Consider the following 21,360-nt stretch of genomic DNA (forward strand, 5'->3'; position numbering starts at 1 on the left):
CTTTTTTCCTTTGTGGAAGGGGGAAGTTCCGGATTTATTCCGGTATTGCATATGAAAACAGATCTTCAACATTTTATGCAGGTTGGTATTGTTCACTTTATGGCCTATCCGGAAGCCATGAAGGGTGAGGGGGAAATTTCAGACACAGTTCGGAAAATCGTCACGGATGACTTTTTTTCAGGTATTGAAGTAACAAGGGTCAATGATTCTGCAGAAAGACAAAAGGTTGCTTCCCTATTGAAATCCGGGCGAATGGCCGTTGGTTTTGGTGCCCAGCCGATCCTGCTTAGCAATAAAGGCGATTTGAACTCGTTTGACCCGGAAAAACGGAAAGCGGCAATTGATCTTGTCAAGGCCGGGATTGATCAAGCCTATGAGTTGAATGCTTCGAAATTAGGATTCTTAAGCGGTCCTAAACCAGATCAGGATATAGATAGAGCCCTCCAATTGCTTACTGACTCGATAATTGAATTATCCCAGTATGCTAGACAGAAGGGTAATCTAGTACTCTCATTAGAAACCTTTGATGATGAAACCGATAAAAGATGCCTAATTGGCCCAAATCATTTGGCGGTTGAAATTGCGAAGGAAGTAAGAAAAGTAGACCCAAGCTTTGGCTTAATGCTGGATTTGAGCCATCTTCCGATGCAGCGGGAAACCTCAAAGGATGCCTTAACCATTGCCCGTGATTATATTAATCACGCTCATATCGGCAATTGCTATATTAAGGATAAAAATGATCCTGCCTATGGTGACCAACATCCTCGATTCGGCTACCCGGGAAGTGAGAATGACGTCGAGGAATTAACGGAATATTTAAGAATGCTATTAGAAATAGGTTACATCGGGGAAGGGTCTAGAAATGTGGTCGCATTTGAGGTAAAACCGGTTGGAAATGAGGATTCCGATGCGATTATTGCACAGTCGAAACGAACCTTAATCCAAGCATGGGCACGGCTCTAAATCCATCTATTTTATTAGGAATGATTCCTCTCCCGTATTCATACATTTTCGGGAGAGGATGAAATAGAAAAGTTCTTTAATAAGAACTTTTCTAAATTTATATTAAAAGACGGGAGGAATTAATGGTTTAACAAAGAATTAATATTAATGGCAGCGTTTTCACTATGCGGACCTTGGTTTAGAGAGGAAGGGTTATTAGTCTATTATGCTATTATATGATCTAATTATCCGTAATGGAATGGTTGTTGGTCCTGAAGAAAGTTTTACAGGTGAAATTGGGATCAAGAATGGAAAAATAATTAAAATAACAAGAGATATTCCGATAGAAGGGAAAGCTAAAGAGGAAATAGATGCGATCGGTCTTCACATTTTTCCTGGATTAATCGACACTCATGTCCATTTTAATGAACCTGGAAGAACGGACTGGGAGGGCATCTTGACCGGAAGTAAAAGTCTTGCGGCGGGAGGAGTGACAACCTATTTTGATATGCCATTGAACAGCAACCCTCCAACGATTGATGCTTACGGTTTCCGATTAAAGCAGGAGCAAGCGATTAAGAAATCTGTCACAGATTTCCGGCTCTGGGGAGGCCTGGTTCCGGAAAATGTACAATTGCTCGAGGAACTGATTCAATCCGGTGTAATTGGATTTAAAGCCTTTATGTCACCAAGCGGAATTGACGAATTTCATCATTCGGATGATGCCACGCTAATGGCAGGAATGGGTGAAATCGCAAGACTTGGATCGATCTTGGCTGTCCATGCAGAAAGCACTGTTATGACGGAGTTACTAGCTGCAAGTAAGATTAAAGAAGGAAAGCTTTCGGCCCTGGATTACTGCGAATCCCGTCCGATTATATCGGAAATGGAGGCTGTCAGAAGGCTGTTATCCTATGCTGAATTGACCGGATGCAAGGTCCACATTGTTCATGCAAGCAGCAGTAAAGTCGTTGAATTAATAACAGAAGCGAAGAAAAAGGGAATTGATGTAACAGTTGAAACATGCCCGCATTATTTATCACTTACTAGTGATGATTTCGCGAGGCTGGGACCAATCGCAAAATGCGCACCGCCATTAAGGAGCTCAGATGAAGTAGAGGCATTATGGAAAGCGCTTGCGAACGGTGAGATTGATGTAATTGGCTCTGACCATTCTCCTGCCCCGCCGGAAATGAAGAGTTCGAAAGACGGCAATATGTTTGCAGCATGGGGGGGAATAAGCGGTGCGCAGACTAGTTTATCCGTTCTATTGGAAGAAGGATATTGGAAAAGAAACATATCCTTGCAAAAGATTGCAGCCTCCATGTCCACCAACCCTGCGAAACGATTTGGCCTCTACCCGCAAAAAGGGGCAGTAGCCGAGGGAAGCGATGCCGATTTGGCATTGATTAGTTTAAATGAACCCTTTACGTTGAAAGCAGATGACCTTTTTTACCGCCATGCCCATTCTCCCTATATTGGAAAAACGTTTAGGGGGAAAAATAGAATCACCATCGTAAAAGGATCCATTGTGTATCGAAATGGAGAAATATTGCCACAAGAAAACACTGAAACCATCCCACAATAGAACTAGCTTCTATATAGACACATTCATCCCTGTATGAAGAAAATTATCTGAATATTACCCATATTCAGAATAGGTATTTTTTACTAAGACCACTTTAACTCTTCATGAATGAACAGAAGCGGCTTCACTACCAATTAACTTTTTGGAATTTGGGAGGAATATAGATGGAAAGATTAGGAACAGGGAAAACGCTGGCATTAGGATTCCAGCATATTGCCGTTATGTATGGCGGCGCAGTGGCAGTACCAATTATTGTGGCTGGTGCATTAGGTCTGACGCAGGCACAACTTGTATATCTAATTTCCTTTGACTTATTGGCATGTGGTCTTGCAACCTTGCTCCAGGTTATGGGCGGAAAGCATATCGGGATCAAATTGCCGGCTCTTATGGCGGTTTCCTTCATTAATGTTGAACCTGCCATTGCGATAGGGAAAATTCATGGGATAACGGGGGTTTTTGGGGCCGTTATTGTAGCAGGACTGCTCGTGGCCCTGTGTGCCCCGTTCATTGGGAGACTGGTAAGGTTTTTCCCTCCAATCGTATCTGGTTCGGTTATTCTAATCATCGGCATTTCGTTGATGCCAGTAGCGATGAACAATGCTGCAGGCGGGGCAGGCTCTAAAACGTTTGGTGATCCGAAGCACTTGCTGATAGCACTTTTTACGTTATTATGCTTTTTATTATTCAACACCATGTTTAAGGGATTTATTAAAGTTATCTCCATTCTTTTAGCGATGGTAATCGGTACGATTGTTGCAAGCTTTTTCGGAATGGTTAATTTTAACGTCTTTTTAGAAGCAAAATGGTTTAATGTGCCTCAGCCATTTTATTTCGGTGTACCAACATTCGATACTTCATCTATCATTACGATGACCATTATCACCTTTATTATTGCAATTGAAAGTATTGGTGTATTTTTCGCCCTTGGTGATATCACAGGAAGAGACATTAAATCAGATGATATTAAACGGGGATTGCGTGCTGAAGGTCTTGGAGGATTTATCAGCGGATTCCTCAATTCCTTTAACCATTCGACCTTCTCGCAAAACGTCGGTCTTGTTCTTTTGACAAAGGTAACCAATTTAAGGGTATTGACTGCCGCTGGCGGTATCCTGATTGTGCTGGGGCTTGTGCCAAAGGTCGGTGCTTTAACAACGATGATTCCTCCAGCTGTTCTTGGAGGGGCCATGGTTCCAATGTTTGGGATGTTGATTTCCGCGGCCCTGAAAATAATTGCGAAGGAAGATTTGGCTTCTCCAGCTAATCAACTCATTGTTGCTGTAGGAGTAGGAATTGGCTTAGCGATTAAAGGGGTCCCTGGTGCTTTCGTGGATTTACCGAGTACTGCCCGCTTACTGTTAGGGAACGGGGTAGTAATGGGTTCACTTGTCCTGGTTGTCTTGAATATGATTTTAAATGGTACATCATCGAAGGCAAGTCATGCCGGTCATGGGATTGAAAATGCAGAATTGGCTGCTGCAGAGGAGTCCCATTAAAACTATTCTTTTGAATGGAGGCGTTGAGCAATGGCATTTACGGTATCTGATATTTTAAAGACAAGGCTGATTCCCGGATGTCGTGTAGTGGCAGGGGGCCGTGGGTTAAACCGCAACATTCGTTCTGTCAGTATCATGGATGAGCCAGATACCTCTTGGTTAAAACAGGGTGATTTGCTCCTGACAACCGGTTATGTCTTTAAAGATCATCAAGCGACTCAAATAAAATTGCTCAATGACCTGGCCAAACGTAACTGCGCGGGCTTGGCCATTAAAGTAAAACGTTATTTGACGGAAATTCCTGCTTGTATGCTTGAGGAGGCAGATCGCTTAGGTCTGCCTTTGATCGAGCTCCCCTATGAAAATGTCTTGTCGGATTCTCTTTTATCCATTACAAAAGAGATTCTTCAAGATGAACAACGGCAATCATGTGATAAAGATGAGGATTTTAAAATATTGCTGAGGGGAGAAAAAACGGAAGAAGAGAAGGTCCGTTCGATTGCTGATGAGCTTAACATAAGGCATGATAACCACTTTGTCCTTTTATATTTAATCTGTGAGGAACAGAAAATGATTCACTCTGTTTTTTCCCAACTAGTCAGTGCGGCGGAGAAGAAGGCAAATGCTAGATTAATCAGTATTCCTCTTCCACAGGGATTTGCGGTGCTGGTATCGGTAACGGCGAATAAGTCACATGAGTTAGCGAATCTTGCGAGAAAATCAGCCAATTTCTTGGCAAATCAAATACATATAAAATTTCCTAAACAGCAGGTCCAGATAGGGGTTGGTTTACCTTGTGCCGGGCTGGGGACGGTTGGACGAAGCTATAAGGAGGCAGTGGAGGCCATTTCGTTAGGGAAAAAACTTTCAAAGGAAGTAAAGGATACCGTTTTTGAATATAGGAACTATGCACCAGAGGGATTACTGCAGCAATTACCGGAACATGCCTTGAAAAATTATTTTCAAAGTATCCTGGAATCTCTTTTAGAGTATGATCAGGAAAACGGATCCAATATGCTGTTTACTTTAGAAGCCTATTTGGAATGCGGCGGGAAACTGTTAGACACGGCTAATCGCCTTTTTGTCCACAGAAACACCGTAAAATTCAGGATTGTACGGATTGAGGAATTATTGGGATTGGATTTAACAGATAATCAGGTTCAATTTCGCCTGCTACTGGCGATGCGAATTGCTAGATTGCTGGGAATGTTGCCTGGTTATTCGGAATCACAGATAAGGTCAACTCATTATTAATATTTAATTAAAGGGCCCTAGTTGGGCCCTTTTTAATATTTATTTAAATGATACATCTTTATAGCTAATTGTAATCTGAAATTTGTTTTACCATTGTCAAGGTCACTGCCGAGAAGTTCTTTTATTTTGCTGATTCGCTGGTGGATGGTGTTTCGATGAACGCCGATTGTTTGTGCGGCCTCGGTTGTCTTTGCGCCGCAATTAAGATAGACTTCGAGGGTATTTAAAAAATCCGTATGATTTTCTTGATCGTGAGAAATTAATGGTGATAAAAAGGCAGAATAGTATTCTTTAAGAATTTCTTTTGGAATATGCTGAAGCACGGAATAGGTTGAAAAATCATGACTATCATTAACGGCTAACTTTTGAAGGTTTGTTCCAGTTTTCGTTTGTTGTGTTAGTAATTCACGCAATATGGTTTGGATTAGGTCGGCAATTGATAATTCGTTAGGGATTCTAAAAATAGGAAATGCCATCTTGTTCGCGGCCAGGATCATATCTTGAGGCAGGGAGTTTGGAAAGTGAGCAGTTTTTATCCCTAATCCGGCACAATTTCTTTCTGCCAAATCATACACTAAATTAGTTAACGCTTGTTCATTATTTAAAAAAATATATCCCGTTGTTAATACTAAGTCCCCAGTCTTTAACCATCTCATCACATCTGGTGCATCAAAACTATTTACTGACATAATGGTCCGGCCAAGCCCTTGGTTACCAGCTATCATTTCACATTGCTGAAGTAGTGGAATTGTTAATGCTTCTGCTAAAGTCAACTTCAATGGAAACGTTCCCTCCTTTTTTAGTTGTTTAATAGTAGTTTACTTTATAATGTGCATTGTGCACAATTCGTTTATTTTAATTGGTTGGGGTAGATCGTTTATAATTCAGTGTGCACAAAGCACACTCCATTAGCGTGATATTTGTCACTTATGGCTAATGACCTCCCCCATTATCGAAGGTAAAATAAAGTTAATCCAATAGCAAGGTGTGAGAGTAATTTACCCCAGTCTTTTTGGAAGGGTTATAGAGAAGAAAGGAAGGAAGCAGAATGACTATGAAGCTGGAAACGCTTAATAGTTTAGATCAGCCGGCGTTCACAGAAGTTCTTGGCTGGGTGTTTGAACATTCACCATGGGTTGCAGAACGGGCCTGGTTGAACCGTCCGTTCCAATCTGTCGGTGATCTTCATCAAGCGATGGTGGAAACGGTAAAGGAATCAAAAATGGAAGAAAAGCTCGCCTTGTTAAGGGCGCATCCAGATCTCGCGGCAAGGGTTCAAATGGCTGACGCCTCAGTCAAGGAACAGGCAAGTGCAGGCCTAGATCAGCTCACCAAAGAAGAACATGAAGAATTTTTATCCCTCAACAATGAATACACATCAAAATTTCAATTCCCCTTCATCATGGCAGTAAAAGGACAAACGAAAGACACGATTCGAGGCAATATGAAGGAACGGGTGAATAATGATCCGGCAGAGGAACTGCAGGAAGCACTCACCCAGATTTATAAAATCGCCTTCTTCCGCCTAGAGAATTTTATCATCAAGTAAAAGAATTGACGGCTTAAAGTTTGTATCATTTTTGGTTCCTATATCTTGAAACGCAGGAGCAGCACTTCGGCGATTCGGGGTTAAAATAATAAAACCTTAGGGAGGAATTTAAATGAGTTCACAAGAAAGAGTTTGCTATTATGGTAAAGGTGATGTTTTTGTTTTCCGCACGTATCAAACCCCGCTAGAAGGAATCAAGACAATTCCGGAGTCCAATTTTACTGGCCGCAACAATGTTATTTTTGGAATGAATGCCAAAATTGCCCTTGAGGGAGACTTCCTTCACTCTTTCACAAAAGCCGATAACAGCTGTGTCGTCGCTACGGATTCCATGAAAAATTTCATTCTTCGTCAAGCAGCGCAGTATCATGGACCAACCTTTGAAGGATTTTTAAAATTTGTTTGTAATCGCTTCCTTAATACGTATCCACACATAACATCCGTAGAAATCACCGCAGATGAAGTTCCTTTTGAAACAGTCCAAGTGGCAGGACAAAATGGACTGGAGGCCAGCCCGTTAGTTTATCGTCACTCCAGAAATGAATTAATTACAACAACTGTCAAAGTTGCACGGACTGAACAAGGAAATCAGCTTGTGAAGCAAGAGAGCGGCATTAAAAATCTTCACTTAATTAAGGTAACCGGCAGCTCCTTCTATGGCTTCATCCAAGATGAGTACACAACTCTTCCAGAAGCTAAGGACCGTCCGCTTTATATCTATCTTGATATTTTCTACCGTTATAATGATAAAGAGGATGCTGTTTCTGATAATCCTGCTGTTTATGTACCTGCTGAACAAGTCCGTGATATTGCAGCATCTGTCTTCCATGAAGCTGAAACCTTATCAATCCAAGATTTAATTTATCGAGTCGGCTGCCGTGTATTACAGCGTTTCCCACAGCTTGCTGAAGTTCAATTTTTATCAAATAACCGGACATGGGAAACAATTGTGGAGATTCCGGATTCGGAGGGTGCGGTGTTCACAGAACCAAGACCTCCATACGGCTTCCAGGGATTTGTCGTTAACCGCCAAGATCTTGTAAATGAAGGCTTAGAATTTCCAACAGAAAGTGTAGAAGCATGAGTGGAAAATTAACCACACATGTCCTTGATATATCCAAGGGCATTCCAGCAAAAAATTTAAAAATAGAACTTTGGCGGTTAGGACCTGAGCGGTCACTTATAAAGACAGTTTCTACAAACAGCGATGGCAGGGTGGATGCCCCGTTGCTTGCTGAAGGACATGTAGAATCAGGGGAATATGAATTAGTCTTTTATGTAGCGGATTACTTTCGGGAACAAAGTGTGGGAGTTGGTGAAACGCCTTTTTTAGATAAAGTTCCGATTAGGTTTGGAATTGCTGACACGAATTCCCATTATCATGTTCCACTGTTAGTGGCACCTGGCGGTTATAGCACTTATCGTGGCAGCTGATTTATAGATAGATGTGTAGTGTATTTAAAGGGGGAGAACAAGAAATGATTCAAGAACAGACTCGAACGGCAACATTGGCGGGTAATCCTGTAACCTTGCTTGGCCCAGAAATTAAAGTAGGTGATCAAGCACCTGACTTTACGGTTTTGGCAAATGACCGCTCGCCTGTTACTCTTGCTGATTCAAATGGAAAGGTCCGGCTGATCAGTGTGGTACCTTCACTCGATACGGGAGTTTGCGACCAGCAGACGAGGCGCTTTAATGAAGCGGCGTCTGAATTGGGCGACAATGTTGTGGTATTGACCATCAGCGCCGACCTTCCGTTTGCCCAAAGCAGATGGTGCGGGGCTGCCGGTATCAGCGGCGTCCAGACATTGTCTGACCATTTTGAAATGTCATTCAGTACAGCTTATGGAACGTATATAAAGGAACTTCGTTTAAACAGCCGTGCTGTTTTCGTAGTAAATGCTGAAAACATTGTTACGTATGTAGAGTATCTTTCCGAAGTGACCAACCATCCGAATTATGAAGCTGCTTTAGAAGCGGCAAAGGCAGCGGCAAAATAAAAATATGGGACCCCAAAAAAGCAATGGATTATTCCGTTGCTTTTTTTGGGGGTCTCCATTTAATAAGTTTTTACTATGAGCATAGTCTAATACACTGGTTTGTCTCATATTATGTAAGCGCATACATTCGATAACTTATCTCATTAAACAATTCCAATTTGAAGTGAGGGATTTTGTTGGGGCAAACAATTATTGAGGGGCCATGGATTGAACAAAAGCACGATTTAGAGAAACCAAGAAAAAAAGAAATGTGGGCATATGGAGTCGGAAGTTTTGGGATTTTCTCTGTCAATACACTGATTAGTTCATTTTTAACCTTTTATTACACGGATGTAGTCGGTATTGCTGGTGCGATTGTCGGAACCTTGATGCTGATTGCAAGATTGTTTGATGGAATTACTGATATCGGAATGGGTTCCATAGTTGATATGACGAGATCTAAACATGGAAAAGCCAGGCCATGGTTGCTTTGGATGTCTGTTCCACTCGGTGTCTCAATTGTATTGTTATTTTCAGTCCCAGATCTCGATCATACAGGCAAAATCATTTATGCATACATCACATACATTTTGTTCATCCTCCTATACACCGCTGCTTCCATCCCGTACAAAACATTGCTCGGCGTCATGACACAGCATCAGCATAGCCGTTCCTTATCAAACATTTATTCTACGATTTTCACCATGATTGGAACCTTAATTGTCATGACCTTTACCCAACCGTTGACGGCTTCCATCGGATGGACAGGACTTGCTGGTTTTTATGGATTGTTATCAATTATTGCCCTCTACATTACCTTCCGATTTGTCAAAGAAAGAGTTGAATCTTCAACATCACAACAAGACAAAATTTCCTTTTCAGCTGGCTTTAAGGCCATCTTACGAAATAAATACTGGATTATCATTACGCTTTTTTGCGTCACCTTTTACACCACCATCTGTCTGGTACAAGGCGCAGGGCTATACTACGCGCAGTGGGTTATAGGTGATATCAATAAATTTCCTATCATTGGCCTTACGTTAACGGCACCAATGATTTTGGGGTTATTTTTCATCGGCCCTTTAGTGGCCAGGTTCGGGAAAAGGAACGTGGCCATAATTGGTTCACTGGTAGCGATTGTGGGGCAAATAATAAAATGGGCGGACCCTAGTAATTTACCTGTTTTTTTAGTTGGGACAGCGTTAGCGGGCTTGGGAGTCATGCCAACACTTGGGTTGCTTTTGGCGATGGTCAACGACACCGTTGAATACGGCGAGTACAAAACTGGTTTACGGACAGAAGGACTGGTCAATAGTGCTGCTAGCTTTGGAATGAAGTTTGGTACAGGGCTTGGTCTTGCAGTAGTCGGATGGCTGCTTGGGATTGGCGGATATGTAGGCGGGGCTGCCGAGCAGCCAGCTTTGGCTATTGAAATGATCAAAGCAGTTAATATTCAAATACCGCTGGCATTAGCTGTGATCCAGATTATCCTTATGCTGTTTTTTAGAATTGACAAAGAATACCCGGCCATATTGGCTGAACTGCAAAGGCGAAAAATGAATAATTCTAAAGAGCCGGAATAAATTTATTTATTCTGGCTTTATTGTATTCATAAAAAGGAATTTTTTAAACGCCTAATTTTTTACAATTTCATTAAAAATATTCGTGACTATCACACTAGTTTATTAAATAACGATAACAAATCGGTAAAAATCTCCTTTTTCGACAAATTCCATGAATTGGACTTTTTATAATGGCAGTGGAAGGTGAGTGAAATTGTTATTAGCTTAGAGATTGGGGGAGCTTTTAATGGAACATCTTCTTAACGAAACTGTTCAGGAAAAAAGACAATTTCTAATTGAAGAGCTAATTAAATTAGGTATCTTTAAAATCAATGAAAAACATCTATATGAATGGTCCATAAGTGAATTAGAAAAAGAATTCGAGGATATTGAAAAAGAATACTTCGGGAAAACCGGTACATAGTATGCCGGTTAGAAAAATGTATAAAACAAAGGGGCCCACAAGGCTCCTTTGTTTTATACAGAATCGATTCGATACTGATGCTTAAATTGATAAATCATTAGCTCTGATATAGCAGAATAACCGCTCGAATTAGGATGCACACCGTCCGGTGATAAATTTTCCGGTCTCTCCCCGTTTATTACCTTGGTGGTTTCGATTACTAGGGATGGCGAATACTGATTGGCAGTCTCATATAACTTAAGATTCCATTTTGGCAGCAATTGATCTGCAAGAGAATACAGTGTGTCGGACGGTGATAACGGATTATATAATTCCAAAAATATAATGGTGGCATCCGGATTCACCGATTTTATTCTTGATGCAATGTCAGTTAAGTTTTTTGTAAAAGAGGTTTGTAGCTCACCAAACGATTGAAATACATTTTGCAGGTTCTGACCCTTAGCAGCCCTCAGTACATCATTTCCGCCGACATTGATGGTAATGATGTCGGCTTTCTTCATTTCTTCATCAAACCTGCCTTCGAGAACCAATTCCCTTAACTCGCCGCTCGTAATCCCGTTAATACCTTCATTTTGAAATTGAATGTTCTTCTGAATCTGGCTGCCTAGCTTGTTCGAAAATTGATTGACAAGATCTTCATTTTGTCCAGCACCTACACCGCGAATGACAGAGTCGCCAATTGCCAGGTGATTAATTTCACCTTTTTTCATGTTTCGAAAATAATCAAGATAAGTGATTTTATGGACAGTTGCACTAACTTCCACAGTCTGTTTTTTTATTTTGTGAATTTGATATTTGGGATAATAAATCCAGGCAGATAAGCCAAGGCCAATGACTAAGACAGAAATAACAATGTATTTAATGATTTTTATTGGTACCACTCCTTAACTCTCCTATTATAACAGGCAAATTCGAGGAAGAAATTAGTGGATGATTTCCAATGAACTTGGGATAAAATAACCGTAAATAAGCTATGTTTGGTGTGGTACTGTTGAAATTCTACTTCATTTATGAGGCAACCATTTTATTAATTACAAGTATCGTTATATTAAGATTTGTCGGGAAAAAATCGGTTGCGAGAATGACCAATTTGGAGTCGGTTGTCATTTTGGCAACCGGGACCACCATGGGGCATGCTATTAAGGAAAATAAATTTTATCAGGTAATCATCATTCTGATTTTCTTCGGTATATTTTTATTTATTTTTCAAAAGCTGCAGATGAAATCGAGTTTTATTGAACGTTATGCAATTGGCGAAGCGACCTTGGTCATTAATGATGGAAAAATCATAATGGAAAGTTTAAAAAAACTTCGTATTACCCAAGGGCAATTAGAAATGCGGATGCGACAAAAAGGAATTTCTTATATTTCTGATGTAAAAATCGGAACGATTGAAACGGATGGCGAATTCGGATTTGAACTAATGCCACATGCACAACCTCTGACACAGGAAGCATTAATGAAAATTATGGGGAAAGGCCAAACAGAGTCCCCTACGAAAAGTGAAAACATTTTCGACAAGGTCGTGGAAAATAATAAATGATTGATAAAATTTAACAGCTTTAAAAAACTCTTACTATTGACTAGATATGAAAGCATTTAGGTGAAAAGCCTAAGTGCTTTTTACTTTTTAAAAAAAATGGGCTAATCACCTAAATAAAACATCTACACAATAAGACAAGCAATGAATAATATGCAAAGGAGTGAAAAATTTAAACGAAAAGGAAGTGGATTTTCTATGGCAATAACGCCAAGTCAGGGACAATCAGGTACAACCCTTTCGGAAACGGTGACAGCGACTGCAAATTACACGAAAACGTTTAACTGGGATATCTCGAAATCTGTTTTACCAGATACATGGAATTTATTTCGCGGGGATACAGGGACCTCAGAGTACACGATAAAAGTTACCAAAGACACAGGAACATTAGGGGGCAGTATTGAAGGTCAAATCTGTGTAACAAATGGAGGAGACTTTGATACGGAAAATCTACAAATTAAACTTGATTTAGAAGCCAATTTAAATGGAGGATTTACTACGCTTCTTACCGATATTCCGGTGAACCTAAACGGAAACACAGTAATACCTGCTAAAAAGATGGCTTGTTACGACTATACGATTGATCTACCATCAGATTTAGTTTTCCCTGGGAAGACTTATCGGGTTACAGCAAATGCTACCATTGATAACCACGCAGGACATATTACAAATCCCCCTACTCCCTTCGGACCCAGCGAAAAAGCTTCTACTATTATGCCGGTAAATCCAACACTCGTTAATGATTCAATTTCTGTTACGGATACGAACGGCGAGAATTTCCCATTTTCAGATTCCGGATCGGCCTCTTATTCAAGAATGTTTACATGTGACGATGACGCAGGGACACATGATAATACAGCAACAATTGTTTTTAGCAATGGAGAAAGTGGAAAGTCTGCTTCCGCTAGTGTAACCGTGAATTGCTATGAACTTGATATTACGAAAACAGCGGAAACAAGTTATACAAGAAAATATACCTGGACCATTGATAAACAAGTTTCTAATGGTGAATCCGCCTTTGCAGATTCGACTACTCTTACACTCCCTGTAGGTGGAACGCATTTAGCCTATTATAAAGTTGTGTTGAATGCCTCATCTACAGATACAGATTTCCATGTTGAAGGAGATATTACTGTAACAAATAATGCCCCGATTGCGGCAACAATTAATGATATTTCGGATATGCTTACTGGGGGCATTGCAGCTAACGTCGATTGCAGCCTGTCCTTTCCATTTGTTTTGGCAGCAGGCGAATCCGTTACATGCCACTACGATGCAGATTTACTAGATATGACTAGCCTTGTAAATACAGCACAAGTAACTATCCAGAATTTTAGCTATGACCAGTTTGGAAATGCGACACCACTTGATCAAGAAACAAGCTTTTCAAATACAGCCGATGTTATTTTTAGTTCTACACCAACAGATATCGTTGATGAAGAGGTAATGGTGAGTGATGACAAGTACGGAGAATTGGGAAATGTAACCGCCTCTGCAGTTCCAGCCACCTTTACGTATCAAAGAGATATTGGACCTTACGATACCTGCCAACAAACAACAGATGAAAACACAGCCACTTTTATTACAAATGACACTAAAACAGTTGGAAGCGATTCCGCAACAGTCTATGTAAATGTTCCTTGTCAAGGATGTACGCTTACGATTGGTTATTGGAAAACTCACGCAGGTTTTACTGGAAACAATCCAGATAAGGTGACACAATATTTGCCAATATGGTTAGGTGACCCTACCGTTACAAATTCAAAGGCTATTAAAATAACTTCTGCCCAACAAGCAGTATATTACCTTAACTTTTCAGGTGATGCATCTAATGGTATCAATAAATTGTATGCACAGTTGCTCGCTGCTAAACTGAATATTGCTAATGGGGCCGATCCTTCAGCGGTAACTGCAATAATCTCCCAGGCAGATGCATATCTGGCAACTCATAGTTCCGCGGATTGGAGTTCGTTAAAAGCCAATCAAAAGAGTTTTGTAAACCAATTACAAACCATTCTTGATAACTACAATAATGGCTTAATTGGTCCAGGACATTGTTCTGAGAGCGGTGAAACAGTTCCGCCAGTGGAGGTGCCAGAAGAGCCGGATACAACACCTGATAATGGAGGCGTAACAATTAATATTAACATCCGAAACAGTAGAAATTTCAGAATAAACATAAATAATAACGGTGATAATAATAATTAACCCTTTGAAATGAATAGTCAGCATATTGATGTCAAAAAGCTAAAAATGTCGTGAAAAAGGATTTTTCTCGACATTTTTTATTTTATCTACATCTATATTATTGATTAAATATTAATTGACTAACTTGGAAATCCGTTATTCCTATTTTCCCATCACTGTTTCACCAATTGTCAAAACCTTTAACAGTTCGGTTGGCAGCTGCCGTTTTTCCCATTCACGATAAAGCCTTTCGAGGGCTTCGGGTCCCGTGTCGTCGGCGAGGCGGTAGGCTCCATAATGCATTGGGACAAATTCTTTCGCGTTTAATTCTAAGAAGGCTTTAACACTATCCTCCGGCGAAATATGCGAAACCTTCATGAACCATTCCGGCTCATAAGCACCGATTGGCATAAACACAGTATCAATGTTGTCAAAACGCTCGGCGATTTGCTTAAACCCAGCAAAATATCCCGTATCTCCGACAAAATACAGCGTTTCTTTTTGAGTTTGAAAAATAAACCCTCCCCAATGAGACGTATTCATATCTGTCAGGGTTCTTCTTGTCCAGTGCTGGGCGGGGACAAAATGAATCTTGATGCCTCTGATTTCAGCACTTTCCCACCAGCCCATTTCGCTGACCTTTTGATACCCTTTCCGGTTAAAAAGCGGCTTTAAACCAATTGGAGCAATAAATTGAGGGTTCCCCTTTATTTTTTTGATGGTTGGAAAATCCAAATGATCGTAATGGCCATGAGAAATAACGATTACATCAATTTCAGGAAGATCCTCGAGTGATATACCGGGCTCCGTTAATCTTTTTTGAAAGCCCATCCGCTTTGCCCAAACTGGATCGGTTAATATATTAATCCCATTCATTTGAATCAAAAAGGTGGAGTGGCCAATCCAGGTATAAGAAGTTCGGCTCCGGTTTTCTTTAATTTTTTCAATCTGTTTATCCTGGCATTGTGGAATATTAATCGTTAAATCCTTTACCTTGCTTCTTCTTTCTTTGTTCCACTTCATCATATCTTTAAATGACTTGTTGTTTTTCACATCATCGAGATTCGAGTATTTTTTTTTCATAAACTCACCCGGGGGAATTTTTTTGTTTTGATTATAACAGCATTCAATTAAATGGTAAAATTAAGTAACTTACAATTGCGAGGGGGATTCACATGACCATTACCTTTAAGTCAAGGGTTGAGGTGCCGGAAAAAGAAAAATGGAATTTCGAGGACCTTTATAAAAATCTTGAAGACTGGGAAAATGATTATCTCTGGATTGAAAAAAAGACTGCTGAATTGAAAAAATATGACGGTGCGATTCACAGTGGAGAGTCGCTTTATGATTATCTATCCGAAAAAGAACAAGTTTCCAGTAAATTAAATCTTGTCTATGTATACGGGATGCTCCAGGCCGATGTAGACACCCGCGATGCCTTGGCGCAATCGCTCGTTGACCGTGCCAAGCAGCTTTCCGTAAAAATAAGCGCAGCTTCATCATTTTTCATGCCATTTTTATTGAGTTTAGAGGAAAGCACATTAAGAGAATATATTGAGCAAGAACCGAGGTTAAAATACTTTGAACAAGACCTTTTTGAAGCTTTCCGATATAAAGCACATGTTCTGACCAAGGAAAAAGAAGAGATCTTATCCAACTTAGGTGAGGCCCTTTCTGCGCCAAGCCACACCTACAGTATGCTTAACAACGCCGATATCAAATTCGGCGAGGTGACGAGTGATGAAGGAATGAAAGTCGAACTGACGCGCGGCATGTACTCAAAGTTGATTGAAGATGAGGATCGAGACAAGCGGAAGGAAGCGTACAAGGCTTATTACCAGCCGTATTTGCAATTGAAAAATTCGATTGCCTCGACTTTGTCTGCGAACGTTAAAACTAATGCGACGTTGGCCCGGTTGCGGAACTACCCATCCGCTTTGGAAAAAGGTTTGTTCGGGGATATGGTTCCAAGAGAGGTCTATGAAAATCTGATTATGGCGACAAAAGCCAATATTGGACCGTTGCATCAATATGGCTCTATTCGAAAAAAACTGCTTGGTTTGGAGGAGCTGCGCCAGTACGATCTGAACGTTCCTCTGGTTCCTGGTGTAAAATTAGAAATTTCCTATGGAGAAGCGTATGAAACAATTTTAAAAGCTTTGGCACCCCTGGGCGAGGATTACGTTAATACACTGAAAACCTTTAAAGATGCCCGCTACATCGATGTCCGGGAAACGCCAGGCAAGCGTTCGGGTGCTTACAACCTGGGTGTCTATGGGGTACATCCATTTGTGCTGTTAAACCAACATGATGATTTGGATAGTATGTTCACGATGATTCACGAATTCGGTCACGCCATGCATTCCTGGTATTCCAGCAAGCATCAGCCTAGAATCTCCGCCGGCTACAGCATTTTTGTAGCCGAAGTGGCTTCGACGGTGAACGAAGTACTATTGATTCATTATTTGTTAGAAAAAGAAACAAATCAAGAGATACGGAAATACTTGCTCAATCACTTTATTGATCAATTTAGAGGCACTTTCTTTACCCAGGTCATGTTCGCCGAATTTGAAAAAATCACCCATGATTATGCGGAAAGCGGAAAACCTTTAAACGCTAATGTATTTAGTGAAATTTACGAATCCTTATTTAGGCAATATAACGGGGACGAAGTGGTGTTTGATGAGGAAGTGAAATACGGCTGGTCACGGATCCCGCATTTTTACCGACCTTTTTATGTGTACAAATACGCAACCGGCTTTGCTTCTGCCATTCATATTGCTGAACAGCTATTAAGCGGGGATGAATCAGCCGTCAATGCTTACCTTGAATTTTTGAAGAGCGGAAGCTCCGATTATCCGCTCGAGTTGTTAAAGAAAACCGGTGTAGATTTATCTAAACCTGAACCGATAGACAATGCATTGAAACGGTTTGAGCAGTTGATTCGTGAATTTGCATCTGTATAGGTTAATGAAAAAAGCTCCATGCCCGAGATTGGCAATAGAGCTTTTATCTTTTTAATCAGAATATTTGCGATTCGCCGATATATTTCGAAAATTCGCTGATAAAATTGGAAATTCGCCGATATAATGAAAAATTCGCTGATATGTGCAAAGAATTCGCTGATATCTTAAAAAAATCCGCTGATATATTACTTTAAAGGAAAAATCATAATTTTATGAGGCAATTTCCTCTTTTTTAACAGTAACAAAGTTGATTCCTTTTCCAGTGAAGATGGAGTAACCCATCAGTACATATGTCAATCCCCAGAAGAAGGCGAAGAAATCACCGAGGAACGGAAGGCCAAGACAGACAAGCATCAGCAAGAACACAATTGCGTACCAGCGAGGGAACACTTTTGCGCGAAAGGTAACAATCATCAGGATGACCGTGGCAAGCAGCAGCCCTCCGTAGGAGAGACTATTCGCAAGATTGACGAACAAGCCGTCTTTCGGATAATCGCCGTAAGCGAACAAACCATAGAAGGTCGCCGATAGCATTAAGTTTCCTGCAGAAAGAATAAGACCGGAGATGAAACCGAAAACACCTGTCTGCCGTGACTGGGACATAAACAAAGCCATAGACGAGATTGCCATTAATATACTTGCGGCAAAAGCGAAGATTAGTTCAGGTGTGCTGTCTGACCCCCAAATCAAACCTGACGGCGTCATCCCCATTCTGGCGATTCCCCCTAAGAAAGCAATAAACCCAAGAACCTTAACAATTTTTTCTAACGTCATGTTTTCCAACTCCCTTTGTATTGTTGTTTACGAATTAATCGTATCAAAGGGGAATTCCTGATTTGAAGGGAGGGGGATTCCCATTTCAATCGGGAAGTTTCTATGGGAATAAACGGGAAAAACCAAATCTATACAGAAGTTGGTCGCCTTGTTATAATTTTCCTATATCTTAGGTGCAAAAGGTGGGGATCGTTCCTGGATGAATGGAGTAAATAAGAAAATTTTCCTGTTTCAAGTCTTTGTGATTATTTTTTCTATATTGACCTTAGTATTTTTCATTCAATCCATTGCGGGCTATTATGACACCCTACGAAACGAATGTATCCTCAAGTCCTGCAGTTCCTTGGCACCTGCGCCCCCAACAACGATTGAAGCGTTAAGCAAATACCATTTAACCTCTAATACGTATGCGGCATTATTTGTCATCATCGAATCCGCGTTTGCCTTCCTATTTTTCACAGCAGCTATCATCATTTTTATTAAAAGCAGGCGGGATATGATGGGGCTTCTGGCAGTATTGGCATTGGTCACATATGGATCAACCTACACATCATTGGTATACCTTGCATCAGATGGCCGCGAATTGGTAGAACAGTTTCCGGAAATCATCGGGGCTGTAGGTAGAATGGCTTTATTCTTATTCTTCTTAATATTTCCTAACGGACGTTTTATTCACCGCTGGCCGCTTGTCCTTTTTACTCCTTTTTGTATCATCCAGTTCATTAGTTTGATTTTTCCGGGCACGGTTGTTGATTTATTAAATTGGTCGAGCACGGCGAGACTGCTTAATTATGGAATCATGATTATTATGACGATTTATTCACAAATCTATCAATATAAAAAAATATCCACCCGGGTCGAACGGCAGCAAACCAAATGGGTGGTCTTTGGATTATCGCTTTCATTTCTGGGGTCAATCATCATAAGCGGTTTTTTTGTCTATCCGGTTTTTGGCGAAAACCCTGTATCCTATCTTTATTTAAGTGTACTACTGTATGGCGTTGTGGCCATCATACCATTAACATTGGCATTTGCGATTCTTCGTCATCGCCTGTGGGACATTGACCCTCTTGTGAACCGGACAGTTGTTTATGGCACCTTGTCGCTGGCTATTATTCTTCTATACTCATTTTTAGTTCTCTATTTTAGCAGCTTGTTTAAGACAGATAACAACTTCATCATTTCCTTAGTGGCAACCGCCATTGTTGCAATTTTTTTCGCGCCAATAAAAGAAAGATTGCAGCGCCTTGTGAACAGGCTGATGAAGGGAAGACATGATGAACCATATACCATACTGAAGGAACTTGGGGATCATTTGATCAAACCCATTGCTCCTGAAGAGATGCTAAACGTTGTGACGGGTACAATACGGGATGCCCTTCGCCTGCCATACGCCGGGATTTTCGTTAATATAAACGGAAAAGAGACACTTGCTGCAGCATCGGGAAAAGTAAAGTTTGATATCCACACATTACCGATTATTCATGGAGGAGAAGAGCTAGGGACACTTCATTTATCAAGCAGGTCTTTAAATGAGGTATTTACTGGTGAGGACAATAAACTTATTGAGGTTCTTCTCCGCCAAGCTGGTCCCGTTCTTCAAAATGTGAAAATGACTTTGGGAATGAAATTACTGGCAAATGACCTGCAGCAGTCACGGGAAAGATTGGTGCTGGCCCGTGAAGAGGAACGGCTCCATATTCGCCGCAACCTTCATGATGACCTCGCCCCTCGGCTCATGTCATTAGCTTTTAACGTCGCTGCAGCCGAGCAATATATTGAAAGAAATCCAGCGAAAGCTTTGGAGTTAATGGAGGGGCTGCGTCAAGTAATTCGTTCAACTGTGGATGAAATTCGTACGATGGTCCATGGATTACGACCACCGACTCTTGATGAATTTGGACTGCTGGGTTCAATCCAGGCGAGGGTGGACGAAATCAGGAAAACGTCGGAAGAAGTGTCTGCTACATCGGAAGTTAGTTCTATTGAAATTTACTTGGAAGCCCCGGAAAGTTTGCCTGTATTGCCCGCAGCAGTTGAGGTTGCAGCGTACCGGATTATAACGGAAGCACTCGTCAATGTAATCCGCCACGCGAATGCGACCAAATGCACAGTTCGTTTAACAATTGTCGAAAACACACTAGAACTTGAGGTTACGGATAATGGCGCTGGGTTTCCTGATAAGCTGAGGCCGTCCCAAAACGGAGGAATTGGTTTAACATCAATAAGAGAGCGAGCATTGGAGCTTGGCGGGAAATGTGAAATGGAATCTTTGGAAACGGGTGGAGCACGAGTAAGGGCAGTTCTGCCTTTTTCGACAGGAGTGATTAGGGATGAGAATAGTTTTAGCTGATGACCATCCGTTGTTTCGCGGAGGAGTTCGAAATTTGATTCAAACAACGGATGACTTAGAAGTGATTGGAGAAGCTGCCACAGGAGAGGAAGCTGTAGAAATGGCGTCCTCACTCCAACCGGATGTCATTGTCATGGATATACGCATGCCAGGACTAAATGGAATTGAAGCTACTCAAATCATAAAGGAAAAATTTCCGAAAATAAAAATTCTAATTGTCACGATGCTGAAAAATGATAAATCTGTTTTTACGGCAATGAAAATGGGTGCAAGCGGGTATGTGTTAAAGGATGCCGGAGAAATGGAACTCCTTCATTCTATTCGCATGGTCGGAAATGGCGGCGCCGTGTTCAGCGCAGACATTGCCGCACGGATGGTGCATTATTTTTCAAAAACAGAAGAGATAGAATCGGTAAATCCAGTATTGTCCGACCTAACTGCCCGTGAAAAGGAAATATTGGAGTTGATTGTCGGGGAAAAAACAAATGCACAAATTGCTGCAAAACTCCATTTAAGTGTGAAAACTGTAGCAAATCATGTTACGAATATCCTTAATAAATTGCAGGCCGCCGACCGGCATGAGGCTAAGAAAATTTTTAAAACCTCGCAAAACTGGGGAGAATCTGAAATGGAATCATGAAAGGAAACAACACGCGGGAAAAGAAATTTTTTATTTACAAATCCAACTCCCAAGAGTAAGATATGATTCATAAATTTATCCATATTTACACATTTTATATCTTATC

Annotated in this window: 19 protein-coding genes; 15 read left to right on the forward strand and 4 right to left on the reverse strand. The window is 40.9% G+C overall.

The genetic code is table 11. The features are described 5' to 3' along the window. Nucleotides 1-51 precede the first annotated feature (51 nt). The 4 genes from V5M37_RS12520 (at nucleotide 52) to V5M37_RS12535 (ending at nucleotide 5,280) form a co-directional block, all read left to right on the forward strand. Complete coding sequence (locus V5M37_RS12520; protein WP_423802212.1) at nucleotides 52-963, forward strand: sugar phosphate isomerase/epimerase family protein; 912 nt, start codon at nucleotides 52-54, stop codon at nucleotides 961-963. 205 nt (nucleotides 964-1,168) lie between these two features. Then, on the forward strand, nucleotides 1,169-2,530 hold the full coding sequence (locus tag V5M37_RS12525) for an allantoinase (RefSeq protein WP_423802213.1): 1,362 nt from the start codon (nucleotides 1,169-1,171) through the stop codon (nucleotides 2,528-2,530). A gap of 164 nt (nucleotides 2,531-2,694) precedes the next feature. Beyond that, entirely contained in the window at nucleotides 2,695-4,026 is a 1,332-nt protein-coding gene (locus V5M37_RS12530) for a nucleobase:cation symporter-2 family protein (RefSeq protein ID WP_423802214.1), read from the forward strand. 30 nt (nucleotides 4,027-4,056) lie between these two features. Continuing rightward, nucleotides 4,057-5,280, forward strand: a complete 1,224-nt coding sequence (locus V5M37_RS12535) for a PucR family transcriptional regulator (protein ID WP_423802215.1) — start codon at nucleotides 4,057-4,059, stop codon at nucleotides 5,278-5,280. A 32-nt stretch (nucleotides 5,281-5,312) separates the two neighbouring features. Here V5M37_RS12535 and V5M37_RS12540 read toward each other — a convergent pair whose 3' ends face one another. Further along, nucleotides 5,313-6,059 carry a PucR family transcriptional regulator gene (locus V5M37_RS12540; protein WP_423802216.1) on the reverse strand — a complete coding sequence of 249 codons (747 nt, stop codon included), beginning with the start codon at nucleotides 6,057-6,059 and terminating at the stop codon, nucleotides 5,313-5,315. Nucleotides 6,060-6,328: 269 nt separating this feature from the next. On the opposite strand from V5M37_RS12540, the gene uraD reads away from it, so the two are divergent. The 6 genes from uraD (at nucleotide 6,329) to V5M37_RS12570 (ending at nucleotide 10,794) form a co-directional block, all read left to right on the forward strand. Next, on the forward strand, nucleotides 6,329-6,829 hold the full coding sequence (uraD, locus tag V5M37_RS12545; RefSeq protein WP_423802217.1) for a 2-oxo-4-hydroxy-4-carboxy-5-ureidoimidazoline decarboxylase: 501 nt from the start codon (nucleotides 6,329-6,331) through the stop codon (nucleotides 6,827-6,829). Nucleotides 6,830-6,941: 112 nt separating this feature from the next. After that, nucleotides 6,942-7,913 carry a factor-independent urate hydroxylase gene (pucL, locus tag V5M37_RS12550; RefSeq protein WP_423802218.1) on the forward strand — a complete coding sequence of 324 codons (972 nt, stop codon included), beginning with the start codon at nucleotides 6,942-6,944 and terminating at the stop codon, nucleotides 7,911-7,913. Further along, nucleotides 7,910-8,263, forward strand: coding sequence for a hydroxyisourate hydrolase (uraH, locus tag V5M37_RS12555; RefSeq protein ID WP_423802219.1), 354 nt, complete (start codon nucleotides 7,910-7,912; stop codon nucleotides 8,261-8,263). Before pucL ends, uraH begins: the two co-directional genes overlap by 4 nt. Before the next feature lie 44 nt (nucleotides 8,264-8,307). Next, nucleotides 8,308-8,829 carry a thiol peroxidase gene (tpx, locus tag V5M37_RS12560; protein ID WP_423802220.1) on the forward strand — a complete coding sequence of 174 codons (522 nt, stop codon included), beginning with the start codon at nucleotides 8,308-8,310 and terminating at the stop codon, nucleotides 8,827-8,829. Nucleotides 8,830-9,005: 176 nt separating this feature from the next. After that, nucleotides 9,006-10,391: an MFS transporter gene (locus V5M37_RS12565; protein ID WP_423802221.1), complete on the forward strand. Its 1,386-nt coding sequence runs from the start codon at nucleotides 9,006-9,008 to the stop codon at nucleotides 10,389-10,391. Nucleotides 10,392-10,617: 226 nt separating this feature from the next. Next, the gene (locus V5M37_RS12570; RefSeq protein WP_423802222.1) at nucleotides 10,618-10,794 is read left to right on the forward strand and encodes a Fur-regulated basic protein FbpA; all 177 of its coding nucleotides are present in this window, start codon (nucleotides 10,618-10,620) and stop codon (nucleotides 10,792-10,794) included. Between the two features lie 53 nt (nucleotides 10,795-10,847). Here the strand turns inward: V5M37_RS12570 and V5M37_RS12575 are convergent, their stop codons facing one another. Further along, entirely contained in the window at nucleotides 10,848-11,675 is an 828-nt protein-coding gene (locus tag V5M37_RS12575; protein ID WP_423802223.1) for a GDSL-type esterase/lipase family protein, read from the reverse strand. A gap of 110 nt (nucleotides 11,676-11,785) precedes the next feature. Between V5M37_RS12575 and V5M37_RS12580 the strand changes: the two genes are divergently transcribed. Next, nucleotides 11,786-12,337: a DUF421 domain-containing protein gene (locus V5M37_RS12580; RefSeq protein ID WP_423802224.1), complete on the forward strand. Its 552-nt coding sequence runs from the start codon at nucleotides 11,786-11,788 to the stop codon at nucleotides 12,335-12,337. Nucleotides 12,338-12,532: 195 nt separating this feature from the next. Then, complete coding sequence (locus tag V5M37_RS12585; RefSeq protein ID WP_423802225.1) at nucleotides 12,533-14,542, forward strand: hypothetical protein; 2,010 nt, start codon at nucleotides 12,533-12,535, stop codon at nucleotides 14,540-14,542. Nucleotides 14,543-14,683: 141 nt separating this feature from the next. On the opposite strand, the gene V5M37_RS12590 is transcribed toward V5M37_RS12585, so the two are convergent. Then, complete coding sequence (locus tag V5M37_RS12590; RefSeq protein WP_423802226.1) at nucleotides 14,684-15,604, reverse strand: MBL fold metallo-hydrolase; 921 nt, start codon at nucleotides 15,602-15,604, stop codon at nucleotides 14,684-14,686. 92 nt (nucleotides 15,605-15,696) lie between these two features. Between V5M37_RS12590 and pepF the strand changes: the two genes are divergently transcribed. Continuing rightward, nucleotides 15,697-17,487, forward strand: coding sequence for an oligoendopeptidase F (pepF, locus tag V5M37_RS12595; protein ID WP_423802227.1), 1,791 nt, complete (start codon nucleotides 15,697-15,699; stop codon nucleotides 17,485-17,487). 210 nt (nucleotides 17,488-17,697) lie between these two features. Here the strand turns inward: pepF and V5M37_RS12600 are convergent, their stop codons facing one another. Next, nucleotides 17,698-18,261, reverse strand: coding sequence for a hypothetical protein (locus V5M37_RS12600; RefSeq protein ID WP_423802228.1), 564 nt, complete (start codon nucleotides 18,259-18,261; stop codon nucleotides 17,698-17,700). Nucleotides 18,262-18,460: 199 nt separating this feature from the next. On the opposite strand from V5M37_RS12600, the gene V5M37_RS12605 reads away from it, so the two are divergent. After that, nucleotides 18,461-20,614 (forward strand): ATP-binding protein, encoded by a 2,154-nt coding sequence (locus tag V5M37_RS12605; RefSeq protein WP_423802229.1) that lies wholly within the window; start codon nucleotides 18,461-18,463, stop codon nucleotides 20,612-20,614. After that, nucleotides 20,595-21,254, forward strand: coding sequence for a response regulator transcription factor (locus V5M37_RS12610; protein WP_423802230.1), 660 nt, complete (start codon nucleotides 20,595-20,597; stop codon nucleotides 21,252-21,254). The genes V5M37_RS12605 and V5M37_RS12610 overlap by 20 nt, the downstream gene beginning before the upstream one ends. Nucleotides 21,255-21,360: the final 106 nt, after the last annotated feature.

Source organism: Neobacillus sp. SAB-20_R2A (assembly GCF_049568635.1).
Classification (GTDB): Bacteria; Bacillota; Bacilli; order Bacillales; family Cytobacillaceae; genus Neobacillus; species Neobacillus citreus.

Bases quoted from the DNA above. Each gene is read 5' to 3' on its own strand.
- V5M37_RS12520 (WP_423802212.1), top strand. From the start codon at position 52: ATGAAAACAGATCTTCAACATTTTATGCAGGTTGGTATTGTTCACTTT.
- V5M37_RS12525 (WP_423802213.1), top strand. From the start codon at position 1,169: ATGCTATTATATGATCTAATTATCCGTAATGGAATGGTTGTTGGTCCT.
- V5M37_RS12530 (WP_423802214.1), top strand. From the start codon at position 2,695: ATGGAAAGATTAGGAACAGGGAAAACGCTGGCATTAGGATTCCAGCAT.
- V5M37_RS12535 (WP_423802215.1), top strand. From the start codon at position 4,057: ATGGCATTTACGGTATCTGATATTTTAAAGACAAGGCTGATTCCCGGA.
- uraD (WP_423802217.1), top strand. From the start codon at position 6,329: ATGACTATGAAGCTGGAAACGCTTAATAGTTTAGATCAGCCGGCGTTC.
- pucL (WP_423802218.1), top strand. From the start codon at position 6,942: ATGAGTTCACAAGAAAGAGTTTGCTATTATGGTAAAGGTGATGTTTTT.
- uraH (WP_423802219.1), top strand. From the start codon at position 7,910: ATGAGTGGAAAATTAACCACACATGTCCTTGATATATCCAAGGGCATT.
- tpx (WP_423802220.1), top strand. From the start codon at position 8,308: ATGATTCAAGAACAGACTCGAACGGCAACATTGGCGGGTAATCCTGTA.
- V5M37_RS12570 (WP_423802222.1), top strand. From the start codon at position 10,618: ATGGAACATCTTCTTAACGAAACTGTTCAGGAAAAAAGACAATTTCTA.
- V5M37_RS12585 (WP_423802225.1), top strand. From the start codon at position 12,533: ATGGCAATAACGCCAAGTCAGGGACAATCAGGTACAACCCTTTCGGAA.
- V5M37_RS12590 (WP_423802226.1), bottom strand. From the start codon at position 15,604: ATGAAAAAAAAATACTCGAATCTCGATGATGTGAAAAACAACAAGTCA.
- pepF (WP_423802227.1), top strand. From the start codon at position 15,697: ATGACCATTACCTTTAAGTCAAGGGTTGAGGTGCCGGAAAAAGAAAAA.
- V5M37_RS12600 (WP_423802228.1), bottom strand. From the start codon at position 18,261: ATGACGTTAGAAAAAATTGTTAAGGTTCTTGGGTTTATTGCTTTCTTA.
- V5M37_RS12605 (WP_423802229.1), top strand. From the start codon at position 18,461: ATGAATGGAGTAAATAAGAAAATTTTCCTGTTTCAAGTCTTTGTGATT.
- V5M37_RS12610 (WP_423802230.1), top strand. From the start codon at position 20,595: ATGAGAATAGTTTTAGCTGATGACCATCCGTTGTTTCGCGGAGGAGTT.